The following is a 19,263-nucleotide window of genomic DNA, read 5'->3' on the forward strand; positions in this document are numbered from 1 at the left end:
CCGTTTCAGTGGCTGCCCGCGTCGGCGAGGCAGAACTCGTTGCCCTCCGGGTCCTTGAGGACGGTCCAGGACATCCCCTGCATCGACTGCTCGCCGACCACGGTCGCGCCCAGCTTCGCCAGCCGCTCCACGTCCGCCGGGCGGTCGGGCGAGGTGAAGTCGACATGCACCCGGTTCTTGCCGGGCTTGGGCTCGGGCACCCGCTGGAAGCCGAGCACCAGCGGGGTGGCCGCGAGGACGACGAACGCGTCGTAGTCCTGGACCTCTTCGACGCCGAGCGCCTCGGCCCACCAGGCGGCCAGGGCCTGCGGGTCGGCGCAGTCGATCGTGATCATCTCCGGTGAGATTCGCATGCTCCCCACCGTACGAGCCACCACTGACAACGCCCGGGAACCCGGCCCGCCGGGGTCCCGGGCGCCCTCGGACCGGCGCGGCCTCCAGCCCGTGGGGTTGCCCGCGTCAGTCGAAGATCGGGCCCTGGGTGCGCGTCCGCTTGATCTCGTAGAAGCCCGGGATCGAGGCGACCAGCAGCGTGCCGTCCCACAGCTTCGCCGCCTCCTCGCCCTTGGGCGCGGGGGTGACGACCGGGCCGAAGAAGGCGACCTGCTCGCCGTCCGCGCCGGGGACCGCGATGACCGGGGTGCCGACCTCCTGGCCGACCTTGTCGATGCCCTCCTTGTGGGAGGCGCGCAGCTCGGTGTCGTACGTGTCCTTGTCGGCGTACTCCACGAGGTCCTCGGGCAGGCCCACGTCCTTCAGCGCGGCGGCCACGGCCTCGCGGGTGGGGCCCTCGCCGTTGTTGTGGAAGCGGGTGCCGAGCGCGGTGTAGAGGGGGCCGACGACCTCGTCGCCGTGCAGCTGCCGGGCGGCGACGACGACCCGGACCGGGCCCCAGGCCTTGTTCTCCAGGAGGTCGCGGTACTCCTCCGGCAGTTCGTCCAGCTTGTCCTCGTTCAGGACGGCGAGGCTCATCACGTGCCAGCGGACCTCGACGTCGCGGACCTTCTCCACTTCCAGCATCCAGCGCGAGGTCATCCACGCCCAGGGGCAGAGCGGGTCGAACCAGAAGTCGACCGGGGTCTTGCCGTTGGCCGGGGTGTTCTCGGACATGTCTCTCCTCAGAGGGCTGTTCCACAGAAGGGCGTGTGCCACCTTCGGGCGAGAACGTCTCAGGAGGGCCTCTCATTCCCTGCCTGCGGTCGCCGCGAGACGCATGCAAGGATCAATAGGTTCGAACACGACACATGACGCGCGTCACGAAGGAGTGCCCGTGCCCGGTGAAAACCTGTCCCGCGACGAGGCCCAGCAGAGGGCCGAGCTGCTGACCGTCGACGGTTACGAGGTCGACCTCGACCTGCGGTCCGCCGTCGGCGAGCCCGAGGGGGCCGACGGGGGCGACGGGGACGGCCGTCCGCGGACGTTCCGTTCGCTCACCACGATCCGGTTCCGCTCCGCCCGGGCCGGCGCATCGACCTTCGCCGACCTGGTGGCGCCGGGTGTGGACGCGGTGACCCTGAACGGGAAGCCCCTCGACCCGGCCGTCGTGTTCGACGGCACGCGGGTGGCGCTGGACGGGCTCGTCGAGGGCGAGAACGTGCTCGTGGTCGACGCCCGCTGCGCGTACAGCCGGACCGGCGAGGGCATGCACCGCTTCGTCGACCCGGAGGACGGCGAGGTCTATCTCTACACGCAGTACGAGCCGGCCGACGCCCGCCGCGTCTTCGCCAATTTCGAACAGCCCGACCTGAAGGCCCCCTACCGCTTCCGGGTGACCGCGCCGGCGGACTGGCGGGTCTGGTCCAACGGGGCCGAGGAGTCGCACGAGGGCGGGGTGTGGACCTTCGCCGAGACCAAGCCGATCTCCACGTACATCACCGCCGTCGTCGCCGGTCCGTACCACTACGTGAGCGATCACTACACCCGTACGTTCGACGACGGCTCCACCCTGGAGATCCCGCTCGGCGCGATGTGCCGCAAGGGGCTCGCCCGGCACTTCGACGCGGACGACGTCTTCCTGATCACCAAGCAGGGCCTGGACTTCTTCCACGACAACTTCGACTTCCCCTACCCCTTCGGGAAGTACGACCAGGCGTTCGTGCCCGAGTACAACCTCGGGGCCATGGAGAACCCGGGCATGGTCACCTTCCGCGAGGAGTACATCTACCGCGGCAAGGTCACCACGGCGGCCTACGAGCGGCGTGCCAACGTCATCCTGCACGAGATGGCGCACATGTGGTTCGGCGACCTCGTCACCATGGAGTGGTGGGACGACCTGTGGCTGAAGGAGTCCTTCGCGGACTTCATGGGCGCCTTCTCGATGGTCGAGGCGACCCGCTTCACCAACGGCTGGATCACCTTCGCCAACAACCGCAAGTCCTGGGCCTACCGCGCCGACCAGCTGCCCTCCACGCACCCCATCACGGCCGACATCCGTGACCTGGAGGACGCCAAGCTGAACTTCGACGGGATCACGTACGCCAAGGGCGCCTCGGTCCTGAAGCAGCTCGTGGCGTACGTGGGGCGCGACGCGTTCCTCGAAGGCGCCCGGCGCTACTTCAAGCAGCACGCCTACGGGAACACCCGGCTCGGGGACCTGCTGTCGGTGCTCGCCGAGACCTCCGGTCGGGACATGACCGCCTGGTCGCACTCCTGGCTCCAGACGGCGGGCGTCAATGTGCTCACCCCGGTGCCCACGTACGACGCCGCGGGCACGCTCACCGAGCTGGCCGTCGTCCAGGAGGCCGCAGCCTCGCACCCGGAGCTGCGCCCGCACCGTGTCGCGGTCGGGCTGTACCGGCGTACGCCGGAGGGCGAGCTGACGCGTTACGCGCGCGCCGAGGTGGACGTGGCCGGCGAGCGGACCGTGGTGGACGCGCTGGCCGGGTCCGAGCGGCCCGATCTGATCCTGGTCAACGACGACGACCTCACCTACTGCAAGGTCCGCTTCGACGAGCGGTCGCTGGCCACGCTCCGCGACCACCTGGGCGAGATCACGGACCCGCTGGCCCGCGCCCTGTGCTGGTCGGCGCTGTGGAACCTGACCCGGGACGCGCTGCTGCCGGCCCGCGACTTCGCCGCGCTGGTGCTGGCGTTCGCCGGGCGGGAGAGCGACATCGGCGTGCTCCAGATGCTGCACGCCTGGACGGAGTCGGCGCTGGTCAACTACGCGGCCCCCGACTGGCGCGAGGAGGGCGGCCGGGCGCTGGCCGAGGGTGCGCTGCGGGAGCTGCGGACCGCCGAGCCGGGCAGCCAGCACCAGCTGACCTGGGCCCGCTTCTTCGCGGCGGTCGCCTCGTCCGACGAGGACTTCCAGCTGCTCGGCGGGCTGCTGGACGGCACGGCCCGGGTGGACGGTCTCGACGTGGACCAGGAGCTGCGCTGGTCCTTCCTCTCCCCGCTGGCCTCGCACGGGGTGGCGAACGAGGCGGCGATCGACGCCGAACTGGCCCGCGACGACACGGCGACCGGCAAGCGCCATCACGTACGGTGCCTCGCCTCGCGGCCGTCCGAAGCGGTCAAGGCGCAGGCGTGGGCGGCGGTCGTGGAGTCGGACAAGCTGTCCAACGCGCTGGTCGGGGCGACGATCACCGGCTTCGGGCAGCCCTCCCAGCGGGAGCTGCTCGCGCCGTACGCGTCCCGCTACTTCGAGGTGATCGAGCGGATCTGGGCGGAGCGGTCCATCCAGATCGGCATGAACGTGGTGCGCGGGATGTTCCCCGGGCTCCAGGACAGCCCCGAGACCCTCGCGGCGACCGACGCCTGGCTGACCGAGCACGAGGACGCGGCCCCGGCGCTGCGGCGGCTGGTGCTGGAGGCCCGCGACGATCTCGCGCGGGCGCTGCGCGGCCAGGAGTGCGACCGGTCCGCGGCGGCGTGAGCGGGAGGGAATGAGGGGGCGCTCGGGCGGGGCGTGCGTGCGGCGCGAAAGCGGCGCTCGTACACCCGCCCGAGACGCCCCGCCCCCGATTCCCGGCGCGACGGCCCTTTTCGGTTGTCGAACGTCCGTACTTTAGGACGGCGTTGTCCGGGAATGTCGACGGGCGTGTAACAGGGGTTAGGGCACCCTCCCCGGGCGGGAAACCCCGGGACATGACCCAGAAGAACACCCCGCTCTCCCCCGGCCTCTCCGCTCTCGCCCCGCTCTCCCGGCTCCCCCTCCACCCCGGGGACGTCACGCAGCGTGTCCTGTCCGCCGCGCAGTTGAGGGCGCGGGGCGTGTCCGCCGCGCAGACGTCCGCGCAGTGTCTGCCCGGCGGCCCCTGGCAGCATCTGCTGCCGGGGGTCTATCTGCTGCACCCGGGTCCGCCCACCGGGCAGGAGCGGCTGCACGGAGCGCTGTTGTACGCGGGTCGTCCGCCGGTCTCCGCGCGGCGCGCGCCGGCGGAACCTTCGGACGCGGGATACGGCGAGGCGATGGTCACCGGGATCGCGGCGCTCGCGCTGTACGGCTTCGCCACCGTCGGGGACCTGGGGGCGCTGCACCGGATCGATGTGCTGGTCCCCCGCACCCGGCGGCTGCGGTCCACCCGGTTCGTGGAGGTGCTGCGGACCGCCTCGATGCCGAGCGCGGCGCGGGTGGGCGAGGTGCCCGTCGCCCCGGTGGAGCGGGCCCTGGCGGACGCGGTGGCGGGCACGGACGACGCGGCGGACGTCCGGCGGCTGCTGACCGAGGCGGTGCGCGGCGGGCACTGCGAACCGGCTGCCGTGGTACGGGAGTTGAGCGAGGCGAAGCTGCTGGGGCGGCCCGCCGTGGTGGGCGCGGTCGACGCGCTGCTGGCCGAGGGGCGGACGGTGGCGGAGGCGCGGCTGTACACGATGGTGCGCGAGCACGGGCTGCCGGAGCCGGTGTGGAACGTGGAGCTGCGACAGCCGGGCGGGCCGGGGCTCGGCGGGGTGGACGCCTACTGGCCCGACCAGGCGGTGGCGGTGGAGCTGGACACCCGGGCGCCCCGGTACGGCGTGCCCGGCCGGAGGGGCCGGACCGAGGAGGACCCGCAGTGGTCCGCGTACGCCGCGAAGCGCGAGCATCTGGAGCGGCTCGGGATCACGGTCGTCCACCTCACGCCGAGGAAGCTGCGCGAGGCGGTGGACCAGCAGGCGACGGTCGTACGGACGGCGCTGATGGCGGCGGCCGACCGGGAGCCGGCCGCGTATGTGATGGTGCTGCCGCGCTGAGCGGGCGGGACGTGCGGGCGACGGGCGGGACGTGCGGGCGACGGGCGGGACGACGGACGCCGTGCACGCGGGCCCTCGACGGCCTCTGGTCCGGACCACCACCCCGCACCGGGCGTCACCCGCGTACCGTTTGGCCACTTTCCTCCCTCGTGGCATATCGCGCCCCATGGCGGATCTATGCCATGTCCCTGACTCGTCTCCGTCAACTCTCCACAAACCCCTGTCATTTACGACAGGCTGAGCGGTCATCCGGTACCGAATTCCGGACTCTCTCTTTCAATTACAGGGATGCTGATGACCAAGGAATCCCCCAGCTCCATACCCGGGGCGAGACGCGCGGCTCGTATCGCGGCCGCTGCCGGTCTGGCGGCGGCACTCGCCGCCTCCGGCGCCGCACCGGCCTTCGCCGTCGACGACCCGGCTCCGGCACCCGTCAAACCGGCCGCCACCAGCGACCGGGGCGACAAGCTCGGCAAGGCCGACGCCGATCTCCTGGCGAAGGCCGAGGCCAAGGGCGAGAAGAACATCACCATGATGGTCGCCACCACCCCCGGGGCGACCGAGCAGGTCAGCAAGCAGTTGGATGCCGTCGAGGGCTCCGTGCTCGGCCAGACCTACGACAAGCTCGGCTACGTCCGGGCGACGGTCCCGACGAAGCGCGCCGAGTCCACCATCAAGGCGGCCTCGAAGCTCTCCTCCGTCCTCGGCATCGATCTCAAGCAGGAGATCAAGCTGGACGACCCGACGCCCAAGGGCGACCGGGCCGCCGGAGCGAAGCAGCTGAAGGCCACGGGCAGTTACGCGGCGCCGAACAAGAAGACCCCGGCGAAGAACCCGTACAACCCGTCCTTCGAGACGGGCGCGGTCGACTTCGTCGCGAAGCACCCGAAGGCCGACGGCCGTGGGATCACGATCGGCATCCTGGACTCCGGCGTCGACCTCGGCCACCCGGCCCTGAAGAAGACCACCACCGGCGAGCGCAAGGTCGTCGACTGGGTGACCGCCACCGACCCGGTGAGCGACGGCGACGGCACCTGGCTGCGGATGACCGAGTCCGTCAGCGGCCCGACGTTCACGTCCGGCGGGAAGACCTACTCGGCCCCGGCGGGCAGCTACAAGTTCGCCACCTTCGCCGAGGCGGCCACCACCGGTGGCGAGATGGCGGGCGACCTCAACCGCGACGGTGACACCACCGACGTCTGGGGCGTGCTGTACGACCCGGTCACCGGCACCACGCGGGTCGACCTGAACAACAACGCGGACTTCTCCGACGACAAGGTCCTCAAGCCGTACAAGGAGAAGTTCCAGGTCTCCTACTTCGGTGAGGACGACCCGCGGACCCAGATCTCCGAGCGGATCCCGTTCGTCGTCGAGACCCGCAAGGGTGTCGTCTACAACGCGGCGGGCGCCAAGGCCGACTACGTCAACATCGGTGTCATCGAGGGCGCGCACGGCACGCACGTCGCGGGCATCACCGCGGCCAACGGCCTGTTCGGCGGCGAGATGAACGGCGCCGCCCCCGGCGCCAAGATCGTCTCCTCGCGTGCCTGCACCTGGTCCGGCGGCTGCACCAACATCGCGCTGACCGAGGGCATGATCGACCTCGTCGTCAACCGCGGCGTCGACATCGTCAACATGTCGATCGGCGGCCTGCCGCCGCTGAACGACGGCAACAACGCGCGCGCCGAGCTGTACAAGCGGCTCATCGACATCTACGGCGTGCAGCTGGTCATCTCGGCCGGCAACAGCGGCCCGGGGCTCAACACCATCGGCGACCCGTCCGTCGCCGACCACGTGATCTCGGTGGGCGCGTCGATCTCCAAGGAGACGTGGGCGGCCAACTACGGCTCCAACGTCACCAAGAAGTACGACATGCTGCCCTTCTCCTCGCGCGGTCCGCGTGAGGACGGCGGCTTCACGCCGGTCATCTCGGCTCCGGGTGCGTCCATCAACACCACCCAGACCTGGGCGCCGGGCGGTCCGGTCAAGGAGGCGGGTTACGACCTGCCGGCCGGCTACTCCATGCTCCAGGGCACCTCGATGTCCTCCCCGCAGGTGGCGGGCGCCGCGGCGCTGCTGCTGTCCGCCGCGAAGCAGAAGGACATCGAGCTTCCCCCGGCCGACCTGCGCACCGCGCTGACCAGCACCGCGAGCCACATCAAGGATGTGCCCGCGCATGTCCAGGGCTCCGGTCTGATCGACATCGTCGGCGCCTGGAAGCAGATCGCCAAGCAGGGCAAGCCCGCGCACGAGTTCTCGGTGAAGGCCCCGGTCGACACCGCGATCGACTTCGCGCTCAAGGACCCGGGCTTCGGCACCGGCCTCTACGACCGCGAGGGCGGCCTGAAGGTCGGCGAGACCAAGGTCTACGACGTCGTCGTCACCCGCACCACCGGCCCGGACCGCAATGTCCAGCACCGGCTGACGTGGAAGAACAACGACGGCACCTTCGAGCTCAGCAGCCCCGAGTACGTCTCGCTGCCGCTCGACACGCCGGTCAAGCTCAAGGTCAAGGCCAAGGCGAAGACCGCCGGGGTGCACAGCGCGATCCTGCAGCTCGACGACAAGAAGACCTCCGGCGTCGACCACCAGATCATGACCACGGTCGTCATCGCCCACGAGCTCCAGCAGCCCGGTTACGCCTTCAAGTCGTCCGGCTCGGTGCAGCGCAACGGCACCACGTCGTACTTCGTCAACGTGCCGGAGGGCGCGAAGAACCTCGAGGTCGCCATCAGCGCTCTGCGCTCGGGCAGCCAGACCCGGTTCATCGCCCTGCACCCGTACGGGACGCCGGTCGACCCGACCACGACGACGTTCTGCTACCCGAACTACGAGAACCCGGCCAACACCTGCCGCCCGGACGTGCGTTCCTACCAGAACCCGCAGCCCGGCGTCTGGGAGATCGAGGTCGAGGCGCGTCGTACGTCGCCGCTCCTGGACAACCCGTTCAAGCTGGACGTCTCGCTGCTCGGCGTCTCCTTCGACCCGGCGGTGCAGACCATCGCCGAGGCGAAGGTCGGCACTCCGGCCCCGGTGAACTGGACGGTCACCAACGGCGCCGCCGCCCTCCAGGGCAAGCTCCAGGGCGGCTCGCTGGGCTCGGCCAAGGTGGACAAGCCGTCGATCTCCACGGGTCAGACCCGTGAGACCACGGTCACCATCGGCGCGGGTGTCGAGAAGCTCGACATCGCCGTCGGAGGCACCTCGGACGCCAACGCGGACATCGACCTGTACGTCTTCCGGGGCGCCACGCAGGTCGCCAGCTCGACCACCTCCGGTTCGGACGAGTCGGTCAGCCTGGTCAAGCCCGCCGCGGGCACGTACACGGTCGTCATCGACGGCTACTCGGTCCCGGCCGGGACCACCACGTACGACTACCGCGACGTGTTCTACGCACCCTCGCTCGGCACGATCAAGGTCGACGCCACCAAGGCCGTGAACCTGGCCAACGGCGCCTCGGCCCAGGTCGGCGCCGAGGTCGTGGTCGCCGGAGCGGCTCCCGAGGGCCGTCAGTTCTTCGGCGAGGTCCAGGTGGTCAACGCGCGCGGCACCGCCGCGGGCACCGGCAGCGTCGTGATCGAGAAGGTCACGCCGTAACGGATTCCACCGGCAGGACGGCGGGGCGGGCGCTCTCACGAGCACCCGCCCCGCTGTGCGTGTTCCTCGTCACAGGCCGCGTACGCCGCCGCAGATGTTTCCCCACGCGGGCACGGACATCGCAGAATCTGCGGTCCTCGCACGAAGAGTCCGCAGGTCGGACAATGGATTGGACAAGGCGGGCCGGGACATACGCATCATGGAGCGGCATACGGACCGCACAGACGCACAGGTGTACAGAACAGAGGAGTCCTCGTGAAGGTCGGAATCGTCGGCGCCACCGGTCAGGTCGGCACAGTCATGCTCAGGATCCTGGCCGACCGCAACTTCCCGGTCGACGAGCTGCGGCTGTTCGCCTCCGCCCGGTCCGCGGGCTCCACGATCGACTTCAAGGGCTCCGCGGTCACCGTCGAGGACGCCTCCACGGCCGACTACACCGGCCTGGACATCGTGCTGTTCTCCGCCGGCGGCGCGACCTCGAAGGCGCTGGCCGAGAAGGTCGCCGGGCAGGGCGCCGTGGTGATCGACAACTCCTCCGCCTGGCGCAAGGACCCCGAGGTCCCGCTCGTCGTCTCCGAGGTCAACCCGCACGCGGCGAAGGTCCGCCCCAAGGGCATCATCGCCAACCCGAACTGCACGACGATGGCCGCGATGCCCGTGCTGCGCCCGCTGCACGACGAGGCCGGTCTCGAAGCGCTGACCGTCGCCACCTACCAGGCCGTCTCCGGCTCCGGGCTCGCCGGGGTCTCCGAGCTGCACGGCCAGGCGGCCAAGGTCGTCGCCGACGCCGAGAAGCTGGTCCACGACGGCGAGGCCGTGGACTTCCCCGAGCCGGCCGTCTACAAGCGTCCGATCGCCTTCAACGTGCTGCCGCTGGCGGGCTCGATCGTGGACGACGGCTCGTTCGAGACGGACGAGGAGCAGAAGCTCCGCAACGAGTCCCGCAAGATCCTGGAGATCCCGGAGCTGAAGGTCTCCGGCACCTGCGTCCGGGTCCCGGTCTTCTCCGGCCACTCGCTCCAGATCAACGCCCGCTTCGCCCGCCCGATCGGCGTCGAGCGCGCCTATGAGCTGCTGAAGGACGCCGAGGGCGTCGAGCTGTCCGAGATCCCGACCCCGCTCCAGGCGGCCGGCAAGGACGCGTCGTACGTCGGCCGCATCCGGGTCGACGAGACGGTGGACAACGGCCTCGCGCTGTTCGTCTCCAACGACAACCTCCGCAAGGGCGCGGCGCTGAACGCCGTGCAGATCGCGGAGCTGGTGGCGGCCGAGCTGAAGGGCTGACCAGCCGCGTCACGCGTACGCGTACGGGAAGGGGCGGCCACCGGAGTGCACCGGTGGCCGCCCTTTCGCGTACGTCCTCAGCCCCTGCGCACCTCGAAGTGGAAGCACCCGTACTCCACGGCCCGTACGTGCGCCAGCACCACCTCCGGGTCCGCGAACGCCTCGTCCAGGGCCGCGTCGAAGCCCTTCCCCGGCTCGGCCGGGAGCTCCAGCAGCCGGCCGCCGACGATATGGCCGCGGGCGTCGTAGCGGCGGACCGTGCGCAGCGCGCCCGCCCGTGCGAAGGGGTATCCGGCGCGCTGTGGGTCCGGGCCCGCGCACGCCTCAGCGTGGATGAAGACCGGCCCCTGCTCGTCGTACGCCCCCGGGCTCGCCCCGGTCGTGGCGGCCCAGCGGCGCAGCGGGGCGTAGGAGACGAGGGCGATGCGCTCCCCCGGCTCGCCGCCGCGCAGACAGCAGCGCAGGGGCTCACCGCCCTCGGTCGCGGTGTACGGGCGGCAGGGCCGGCCCGCGTCGTCGGTGGCGCGGAGTTCGGCGAGCGCGGTGGGGCCGATGGGGCGTGGCTGGTGTCCGGTCATGGTGCGAGCGTGCCGCGCCGCGTCGTCCGCGTCCGGCGGAAAACGGACATCGCGCTGGGAGCACGGTACGTGGAAGGATGGCCGGAAACGCCGCTTATCAAGTCGCACACCTAGGAGATGACCGCGTGCCTGGCACGAATCTGACCCGCGAAGAGGCACAGGAGCGGGCGCGCCTGCTGACCGTGGACGCGTACGAGATCGATCTCGACCTCTCCGGAGCGCAGGAGGGCGGCACCTACCGGTCCGTGACCACCGTGCGCTTCGACTGCGCGGAGGCGGGTGCGGAGTCCTTCATCGACCTGGTCGCCCCGGCCGTCCACGACGTGGTGCTGAACGGCAAGGACCTGGACGTGGCCGCCGTGTTCCGCGACGCGCGGATCGCCCTGCCGCATCTGCGCGAGGGCGCCAACGAGCTGAAGGTCGTCGCCGACTGCTCGTACACCAACACCGGTGAGGGCCTGCACCGGTTCGTCGACCCGGTCGACGAGCAGGCCTATCTGTACACGCAGTTCGAGGTCCCGGACGCCCGCCGCGTCTTCGCCTCGTTCGAGCAGCCGGACCTGAAGGCGACGTTCCGGTTCACCGTGAAGGCCCCCTCCGGCTGGACGGTCATCTCGAACGCGCCGACGCCGGAGCCGAAGGACGACGTCTGGGCCTTCGAGCCGACGCCGCGCATCTCCACGTACATCACGGCGCTCATCGTCGGCCCGTACCACTCGGTGCACAGCTCCTACGAGAAGGACGGCCAGTCCGTCCCGCTCGGCATCTACTGCCGCCCCTCGCTGGCGGAGTACCTGGACGCGGACGAGATCTTCGCCGTCACCCGGCAGGGCTTCGAGTGGTTCCAGGAGAAGTTCGACTACGCGTACCCGTTCGCCAAGTACGACCAGCTCTTCGTCCCGGAGTTCAACGCGGGCGCGATGGAGAACGCGGGCGCGGTCACCATCCGCGACCAGTACGTCTTCCGCTCCAAGGTGACGGACGCGGCGTACGAGGTGCGGGCCGAGACGATCCTGCACGAGCTGGCCCACATGTGGTTCGGCGACCTCGTGACGATGGAGTGGTGGAACGACCTCTGGCTGAACGAGTCGTTCGCCACCTACACCTCGATCGCCTGCCAGGCGGACGCGGCGGGCTCGAAGTGGCCGCACTCCTGGACCACGTTCGCCAACTCCATGAAGACCTGGGCGTACCGGCAGGACCAGCTGCCCTCCACGCACCCGATCATGGCGGACATCAGCGACCTGGACGACGTCCTCGTCAACTTCGACGGGATCACGTACGCCAAGGGCGCCTCGGTGCTGAAGCAGCTGGTGGCGTACGTCGGCAAGGACGCGTTCTTCCAGGGCGTGCAGGCGTACTTCAAGGCGCACGCCTTCGGCAACACCCGTCTGTCCGACCTGCTGGGCGCGCTGGAGAAGACCTCGGGCCGCGATCTGAAGACCTGGTCGAAGGCGTGGCTGGAGACGGCGGGCATCAACATCCTCCGCCCGGAGATCGAGACCGACGCGAACGGCGTCGTCACCTCGTTCACCGTGCTCCAGGAGGCCCCCGCGCTGCCCGCCGGCGCGAAGGGCGAGCCGACGCTGCGCCCGCACCGCATCGCCATCGGCGCCTACGACCTCGACGCGGACGGCAAGCTGGTCCGCACCGACCGGATCGAGCTGGACGTCGACGGCGAGCGCACCGACGTTCCCGCCCTGGTGGGCAAGGCCCGTCCGGCGGTCGTCCTGCTCAACGACGACGACCTGTCGTACGCCAAGGTCCGCCTCGACGCCGAGTCGCTGCGGGTCGTCACCGAGCACCTGGGCGACTTCACCGAGTCGCTGCCGCGCGCCCTGAGCTGGGCCTCGGCCTGGGACATGACGCGCGACGGCGAGCTGGCGACCCGCGACTACCTCTCGCTGGTGCTCTCGGGCATCGGCAAGGAGTCGGACATCGGCGTCGTCCAGTCGCTGCACCGCCAGGTGAAGCTGGCGCTGGACCTGTACGCCGCGCCGGAGACCCGCGAGGGCGCGCTCAACCAGTGGACCGACGCGACGCTGGCGCACCTGCGCACGGCGGAGCCGGGCAGCGACCACCAGCTGGCCTGGGCCCGCGCCTTCGCGGCCACGGCCCGCAACCCGCAGCAGCTGGATCTGCTCCAGTCGCTGCTGGACGGCACGGAGGCGATCGAGGGCCTGACCGTCGACACCGAGCTGCGGTGGGCGTTCGTGCAGCGGCTGGCGGCGGCCGGCCTCCTGGACGAGGAGGAGATCGCCGCCGAGTACGAGCGCGACAGGACCGCGGCGGGCGAGCGCCACGCGGCCTCCGCGCGGGCGGCCCAGCCGTCCGAGGAGGCCAAGGCCCGGGCGTGGGCCTCGGTCGTGGACTCCGGCGAGCTGCCGAACTCGCTCCAGGAAGCGGTCATCAGCGGCTTCGTCCAGACGGACCAGCGTGAGCTGCTGGCCCCGTACACGGAGAAGTACTTCGCCTCGGTGAAGGGCGTCTCCGACTCGCGCAGCCACGAGATGGCCCAGCAGATCATCGTGGGCCTCTACCCGTCCCTCCAGGTCTCGCAGGAGACCCTGGACGCCACGGACGCCTGGCTGGCCTCGGCCGAGCCGAGCGCGGCCCTGCGCCGGCTGATGTCGGAGTCGCGGTCCGGTGTGGAGCGCGCCCTGAAGGCCCAGGCGGCGGACGCGGCGGCGGCCACCGCGTAGCGGCGGCCTACGGCCCCGGGGGCGTCCTCTTCGCTGCGGCGGAGGGGGCGCCCTTCGCGTTGTCGGGCGGGCCGGCCCGTGCCCGCCGTTCGGTACTCGCGCATTCGCCGTACGTCCGCGCGCGCCGTGATCTCCCGTGGCCTACGGTCCGAAGGGTCGTCGCATGATGCTTCGGACGCAGGCCACGGGAGGGTCCCATGCCCGGCTTCGCCGCCGTGCCGGTCGCGCTGGCCCTGTGCGCGGGGCTGATGGCGGGCCCCGCCGCGCCGGTGACCGACCGCCCGGACTGCCGGGCCGGTCCGGCGGGCTGCTACGACCTCTACACGTACGGGTACAGCCTGGGGCTGCATCCGTTCACCGGGCCGGACGCCGTACGGCGGCAGCTGACCGACCACTTCTGGCTGTTCCCGGTCAGCGGCGGCTGTGCGGGGCGGATCCGGGCGGGGGCGCGCTGCGAGCTGCTGGGCGGCAATCCGGTCGAGGTGGAGTACATCGGGAACGACTTCTTCCAGATCAACACGCTGCCGGGGCACCAGCTGGGCCGGGGCATGCACATCCGCTTCGCGTTCTCCCGGACCCTCGGCTTCCACACGATGACGGTCCGGGCCTGGCAGGACCGGCCCACCGACTGCACGGGCGAGGTCTTCTGCAACGGGGTGAACCGGGTGTTCGCGTGGGGGACCTGGCGGGTGCTGGCCAAGACGCTGTACGTCACCGCGTACGCCGCCTGAGCCGGGCGGTTCCGCTGGAGACCGCCCGGCGGGCGGGCGCAGGAGCGCAGCCGTCCGCCGGGCGGAGCATGGGGTGCCGAGGTGGCGCGGTTACGGGGTTACGCGCCCGACTCCTCGTAGCGGCGGGTCAGTTCGGCGGTGCCGGACTCCGTGAGGGTGCCGTGCAGCCGCATCCGGGCCACACCGCCGTCGGGGAAGGCGTCGAGGCGGACGTGGGTGACGACGGCCTGGGCGCGCAGCACGAAGCGGTGCGGGGTGTCGGGCTGGAGGCGGGTGCGCGGGATGATCTCGAACCATTCGCCGGTGTCGCCGTTGCGGCCCTGGAGGGCGATCCAGCCGGCGGAGTTGCCCTTGAGGTAGGCGGTGTCGATCTCGATCGCGCGGACCGCGCCCTGGGCGGGAAGGCGGAAGCGGACCCAGTCGTTGGTGTCGCGGACCCGGCGGCGGCGGTTCTCCCAGCCGTCGTCCATCTTGCGGGAGGTGCCCGGCAGGATGATCTGGGTGGGCGAGGAGTAGAAGCGGTCGGAGGCGTCCTCGTACGTACCGCCGTTGAGGACCGAGATCAGGTCGATCGTGCCGAGCGCGGCGAGCCAGGCCGGGTCGGGGACGACCTCGCCGTGCACGCGGAGGCGGGCGATGCCGCCGTCGGGGTGCTGGCAGAGGCGCAGGTGGGTGTAGCGGCGGCCGCCGGTGATCTCGAAGGCGTTGGCGGCGTGGCCGCGCACGGGGGTGGGCGGAAGGATCTCCTCCCACTTCACGTCGTCGGCGAGCAGGTCCTCGGGGCTCGGGGCGCCTTCGACGGCGGTGGCCTGCACCGATACGCGCTGCGGGTAGTTGCCGCGGAAGTGGGCGGTGTCCACGACCAGGCCGCGGACGATGCCGGGCGCGCCGAGGCGGACGATGGCCCAGTCGTGGTCCTCGGGGGCCGGGAAGGGGTGGTCGGCGTCCGCGCCGCGGCGGCGGCGGGTCTCCCAGCCGTCCATGATCTTGCCCTTGTGCCCGAAGTGCTCGGGGTCGAAGACGGCGCGCTCACGGATCAGCAGGTTCTCGCGCTCGGCGAAGAACTCGTCGTTGGCGGCGATCACGCCCGCGCCGAGGCGGCGGTCGGCGAGGTCGACCAGCTCGGTGAAGGGGAGGTCCCCGGCTTCGCGGTAGTCGGCGTACGGGTCGCCGCCGCCGTAGGGCGCGGCGTCATTGGCGTGGGGGTCGGTGTCGGTGTCCTGGAATGTGGTCTCGCTCGCGTCGAAGGTCATGGCTCCTACCTTCGCGCCACCGGACCCATCAGGTCCATCGAAAGTTTTCTCAGATATCGTTCAGCTCAGCTGAACGATGCCGCGATGTCCTTCAGCGCCGCGAGCACTCGGGCCACCGCCGGGCCGCTCTCCGCCCCGTGCCGGACCGCCGCCACCACATGGCGGCGCGGCCGGTCCGCCTCCAGCACCCGCATCACCACGCCCTCGCGGCGCTCCCGGGCGGCCATCCGCGGCACCAGCGCCACGCCCATGCCCGCCTCGACCAGGGCGAGGATCGCGGTCCAGCCTGCGGCGCTGTGGGCCTGCTCGGGAACGAAGCCGGCCGCCTCGCAGGCGGCGGTGGTGATCTCGGACCAGGGTCCGGAGCCGCCGAAGATCCAGCGGTCGGCGGCCAGGTCCGCGAGGCGCAGGGCGGGCGCGGCGGCCAGCGGGTGATCGGCGGGGAGCGCCACGTCCAGCGGGTCGGCGAGCAGCGGGAAGAGGCTGAAGCGGGGGTCGCGGGCGGTGGGCGCGTGGGCGGCCAGCGACAGGGCCAGGTCCACCTCGCCCGCGGTGAGCAGTTCGTACGCCTGGGCGGCCTCGGCCTCCCGTACGCGTACGTCGGGCCCCGGGCGGTCCTCGGCGCGCAGCAGCCGGACGGCGGGGACGACGAGGGCGGGCACGGCGGTGGAGAACGCGGCGACCCTGACCTCGCCGGCCTCGCCGCGCAGATAGCCGGTCAGTTCCGCCTCCGCCCGCTCCAGCTGGGCGAAGACCGCCTCGGCGTGACGCAGGACGAGGTGGGCGGCGTCCGTGAGGCGGACCCGGCGGCCCTGGGCCTCCAGGAGGTCCACCCCGAGCTGCTTGGCCAGGTTGGTGAGCTGCTGGGAGACCGCGGAGGGGGTCATCAGGAGCGCCTCGGCGGTCGCCGTGACCGTGCCCCGGTCGCGCAGGGTGCGCAGGATGCGGAGCTTCTTGACGTCCCACTCGGTCATGGGCGCAACCTACCGGCCCGGCGCGGGCCCCGCGCACGTCCGGGCCCGGACATACGGATGCGCCGCGCGGTAGCTCGTACCGGCGGCGCACCCGTCACGCATGTCGTACGGGGGTGGGTCAGACCTGCTTCTTGGACTTGTCCAGGACCATGACCAGGCCCGTGATCACCACGAACAGGGCGATGGGCGCGACCACGTAGAGACCGATGGTCTCGATCGCGCTCAGGCGCGGAGCCGGGTCGTCACCGTCGTCGGGCGTGAGCGCGAGCGCCGGGGCCGACATGAGCAGCATCATCAGCGTCGTCCCGGCCGCAACGACGCCGGCGCGCATAGCGTTCTTCTTGTCCACGGTGCCAACGTAGCGAACGCCTAAGGACGGCGCTCGCCCGGGGGTGCCGTATGAGGCTTTCGGGGCCTGAGGACCTCCATCAGCGCGTGCAGCCGGGGCGAGGCGGTGATCTCCTCCAGGGTGACCGGATGGCCCTCGGCGTCGGCGATCGGGAGCCGCCAGTTGGGGTACTGGTCCCAGGTGCCCGGAAGATTCTGCGGGCGGCGGTCGCCGACGGTGTCGGGGAGCCAGACGCCGGTCATCCGGGCGGGGGTGCGGAGCAGGAAGCGGTGGACGGCCCGGACGGCGGCCTCCTCGTCGCCGTCGCCCTCGGGGAGCATCCGCAGCCGGGCGAGGAGGGCCAGCCACTCGGCGGTGTCGGTGGCATCCTCGGTCAGCTCCTCCTCCAGCGAGCGGGTGAGCAGGCCGAGGCGATGGCGCAGCGTCACATGATCGCCGGTCAGCCGGGCGGCGGTGGAGGGCAGATCGTGGGTGGTGGCGGTGGCCAGGCAGTCCCGGCGCCACTTCTCCGGGGCGAGCGGGCGGCCGCCGCCCGCCCAGTCGCGCTCGAACCAGAGCACCGAGGTGCCGAGCACACCGCGCCGCGCCAGCGCCTCGCGGACGCCGGGCTCGACGGTGCCGAGGTCCTCGCCGACGACAGCGGCCCCGGCCCGGTGGGCCTCCAGGGCGAGGACGGCGAGCATCGCCTCGGCGTCGTACGTGACGTACGTGCCGTCGGTGGGCGGGCGGCCCTCGGGCACCCACCAGAGCCGGAACAGGCCCATGACGTGGTCGATGCGCAGGGCTCCGGCCCGGGCCAGCAGCCCGCGGAGCAGGCCGCGGTAGGCGGCGTAACCGGTGGCGGCGAGGACGTCGGGGCGCCAGGGCGGCAGGCCCCAGTCCTGGCCGCGCGCGTTGAAGGCGTCGGGGGGCGCGCCGACGGACATGCTGGGGGCGAAGGCGTCCTGCTGGGCCCAGGTGTCGGCGCCTGCCGGATGCACGCCGACGGCGAGGTCGTGGACGATCCCGATACTCATCCCGGCGTCCTCGGCGGACCGCTGGGCGGCGGCGAGCTGGGTGGCGGTCAGCCAGGCGAGGCGGCAGTGGAAGTCGACCCGGTCCAGCAGCTCGGACCGGGCGCGGGCGGTTCCCGGGGAGCGGGGGTCGCGCAGGGCCTCGGGCCAGGTGTGCCAGTCGGGGCCGTGCACCTCGGCGAGCGCGCACCACAGGGCGTGGTCCTCCAGCGCCTGGCCCTGCTCGGCCAGGAAGTCGCAGTAGGCGGCACGGCGGCCGGGCGTGAGGGGCACCTCGACGACCAGCTCCAGGGCCTGGCGCTTCAGCTCCCAGACGGCGTCCCGGTCGATCAGCGCGCCCTTGTTCAGCACGGCCTCGCTGAGGGCGGCGGCGTCCTGCCGGAGGTCGTCGAGGGTGGCCCGGTCGCGGACGTGGCCGTATTCGGGGATCGACTCGACGTGCAGATGGACCGGGTCGGGGAAGCGGCGCGAGGAGGGGCGGTACGGGGACGGGTCGGTGGGGCGTCCCGGAACGGCCGCGTGCAAGGGGTTGACCTGGACGAACCCGGAGCCGAGGGTGCGTCCGGCCCAGTCGGCGAGGTCGGCCAGGTCGCCGAGGTCGCCCATGCCCCAGGAGCGGGCGGAGAGCAGGGAGTAGAGCTGGACCAGGAAGCCGTGCGACCGCTCGGGCGGCTGCGGGACGCGGGCCGGGGCGGCGATGAGGGTGGCCGTGGCCCGACGGTGGTCCGGCGTACGGACGTGGATGCGGTGGACACCGTGGGGCGGCGGAATCCACCAGGCGGGCGCGGCGGCGGGGGCGGTGGAAGCGGAAGCGCCGCCTCCCGGAGGTGTCACGGGCGGCGGCGTCACCGGGGCGGCGGGGGCCGCCGCCCGGGACCGCATGCTCAGCGGGGCGGGCGGGCGGCCCGAGAGGTGTCCCGGGGCCTCGGCCGGCTCCGGCTCGACCGTGACGGTCGAGCCGGGGGGCAGCCCGGCCAGGGCGGGCGGCAGGGGCTCGCCGGCCCAGACCACCACGGTCGGCGGCAGCAGGCGCGAGCGGGACTCCGCGGCGACGAGGCACTTCCGTACGTCCGCCGGAGTGCCGGCGTCGACGCCCAGCGCGGCGAGCACGGCGATGACCGTGTCGTCGGGGACGGACACCGTGACATCCGGCGACGGGGAGTAGGAGGTGGCGACACCGTGCAGTGCGGCGAGCCGGGACAAGCCCATTCAGACTCCTGGGAACTCCAAGCCCCCTGCGGTGCCGGGTGCGGTCGGCTCGCTGGTCAGAGGGGCGACGGCAGCGAGCGGAGGCTCGCTCGTGAGAGGGGTGGCATCGGCGAGCGGAGGCTCGCTGGTCAGTGGCGCGGAATCGGCGAACGAGGATTCACCGAGCAGGAGGGAGACATCGGCGAGCGGCGGACCGCTGATCAGGTGGGCGACATCGGCACGGGGAAGTTCGCTGGTCAGCGGGGCGGATTCGGGCTGGGCGGGGACCTGTTTGGAAAGGGCGGAGAGCAGAAGCTGCGCGGCAGCGGGCATGGTGGCCTCCTGGCCATGGAGAACAGGACACAGCAGGCCTACCCAGGCCTCGCCCCGGCAGACGTGGACGTGATGCAGGCGTTATG

General features: G+C 71.8%; 14 protein-coding genes. 6 read left to right on the top strand and 8 right to left on the bottom strand.

Features of this window, described 5'->3' with window-relative positions; translation table 11 throughout:
• Positions 1 to 5: 5 nt before the first annotated feature.
• Together ACSMXR_RS11185 and ACSMXR_RS11190 are read right to left on the bottom strand one after the other, a co-directional pair.
• Positions 6 to 353, bottom strand: coding sequence for a VOC family protein (locus tag ACSMXR_RS11185; protein ID WP_137233021.1), 348 nt, complete (start codon positions 351 to 353; stop codon positions 6 to 8).
• A gap of 106 nt (positions 354 to 459) precedes the next feature.
• Positions 460 to 1,110 carry a mycothiol-dependent nitroreductase Rv2466c family protein gene (locus tag ACSMXR_RS11190; RefSeq protein ID WP_030077705.1) on the bottom strand — a complete coding sequence of 217 codons (651 nt, stop codon included), beginning with the start codon at positions 1,108 to 1,110 and terminating at the stop codon, positions 460 to 462.
• Positions 1,111 to 1,270: 160 nt separating this feature from the next.
• On the opposite strand from ACSMXR_RS11190, the gene pepN (ACSMXR_RS11195) reads away from it, so the two are divergent.
• The 4 genes from pepN (ACSMXR_RS11195) (at position 1,271) to ACSMXR_RS11210 (ending at position 10,056) form a co-directional block, all read left to right on the top strand.
• Entirely contained in the window at positions 1,271 to 3,877 is a 2,607-nt protein-coding gene (gene pepN / locus ACSMXR_RS11195; protein WP_473171765.1) for an aminopeptidase N, read from the top strand.
• Between the two features lie 212 nt (positions 3,878 to 4,089).
• Positions 4,090 to 5,175, top strand: coding sequence for a hypothetical protein (locus ACSMXR_RS11200; RefSeq protein WP_376187882.1), 1,086 nt, complete (start codon positions 4,090 to 4,092; stop codon positions 5,173 to 5,175).
• A 288-nt stretch (positions 5,176 to 5,463) separates the two neighbouring features.
• Complete coding sequence (locus ACSMXR_RS11205; RefSeq protein ID WP_473171766.1) at positions 5,464 to 8,772, top strand: S8 family serine peptidase; 3,309 nt, start codon at positions 5,464 to 5,466, stop codon at positions 8,770 to 8,772.
• Between the two features lie 255 nt (positions 8,773 to 9,027).
• Positions 9,028 to 10,056: an aspartate-semialdehyde dehydrogenase gene (locus ACSMXR_RS11210; protein WP_098025823.1), complete on the top strand. Its 1,029-nt coding sequence runs from the start codon at positions 9,028 to 9,030 to the stop codon at positions 10,054 to 10,056.
• A gap of 77 nt (positions 10,057 to 10,133) precedes the next feature.
• Here the strand turns inward: ACSMXR_RS11210 and ACSMXR_RS11215 are convergent, their stop codons facing one another.
• Entirely contained in the window at positions 10,134 to 10,634 is a 501-nt protein-coding gene (locus tag ACSMXR_RS11215; RefSeq protein ID WP_376187885.1) for a DUF1203 domain-containing protein, read from the bottom strand.
• A 125-nt stretch (positions 10,635 to 10,759) separates the two neighbouring features.
• On the opposite strand from ACSMXR_RS11215, the gene pepN (ACSMXR_RS11220) reads away from it, so the two are divergent.
• Positions 10,760 to 13,336, top strand: a complete 2,577-nt coding sequence (pepN, locus tag ACSMXR_RS11220; protein WP_381795747.1) for an aminopeptidase N — start codon at positions 10,760 to 10,762, stop codon at positions 13,334 to 13,336.
• A 197-nt stretch (positions 13,337 to 13,533) separates the two neighbouring features.
• Positions 13,534 to 14,067, top strand: coding sequence for a hypothetical protein (locus tag ACSMXR_RS11225; RefSeq protein ID WP_381849763.1), 534 nt, complete (start codon positions 13,534 to 13,536; stop codon positions 14,065 to 14,067).
• A 98-nt stretch (positions 14,068 to 14,165) separates the two neighbouring features.
• Here the strand turns inward: ACSMXR_RS11225 and alc are convergent, their stop codons facing one another.
• From alc to ACSMXR_RS11250, 5 genes are all read right to left on the bottom strand, one after another.
• On the bottom strand, positions 14,166 to 15,320 hold the full coding sequence (gene alc, locus ACSMXR_RS11230; protein ID WP_381849760.1) for an allantoicase: 1,155 nt from the start codon (positions 15,318 to 15,320) through the stop codon (positions 14,166 to 14,168).
• Positions 15,321 to 15,385: 65 nt separating this feature from the next.
• Positions 15,386 to 16,294: a LysR substrate-binding domain-containing protein gene (locus ACSMXR_RS11235; protein WP_137233012.1), complete on the bottom strand. Its 909-nt coding sequence runs from the start codon at positions 16,292 to 16,294 to the stop codon at positions 15,386 to 15,388.
• Between the two features lie 118 nt (positions 16,295 to 16,412).
• Positions 16,413 to 16,643 carry a hypothetical protein gene (locus ACSMXR_RS11240; protein ID WP_432023646.1) on the bottom strand — a complete coding sequence of 77 codons (231 nt, stop codon included), beginning with the start codon at positions 16,641 to 16,643 and terminating at the stop codon, positions 16,413 to 16,415.
• A 20-nt stretch (positions 16,644 to 16,663) separates the two neighbouring features.
• Positions 16,664 to 18,865 carry a 4-alpha-glucanotransferase gene (gene malQ / locus ACSMXR_RS11245; RefSeq protein ID WP_381795743.1) on the bottom strand — a complete coding sequence of 734 codons (2,202 nt, stop codon included), beginning with the start codon at positions 18,863 to 18,865 and terminating at the stop codon, positions 16,664 to 16,666.
• The gene (locus tag ACSMXR_RS11250; RefSeq protein ID WP_218527502.1) at positions 18,866 to 19,177 is read right to left on the bottom strand and encodes a hypothetical protein; all 312 of its coding nucleotides are present in this window, start codon (positions 19,175 to 19,177) and stop codon (positions 18,866 to 18,868) included.
• Between the last annotated feature and the right edge of the window lie 86 nt (positions 19,178 to 19,263).

Source organism: Streptomyces sp. DSM 106670 (assembly GCF_055792845.1).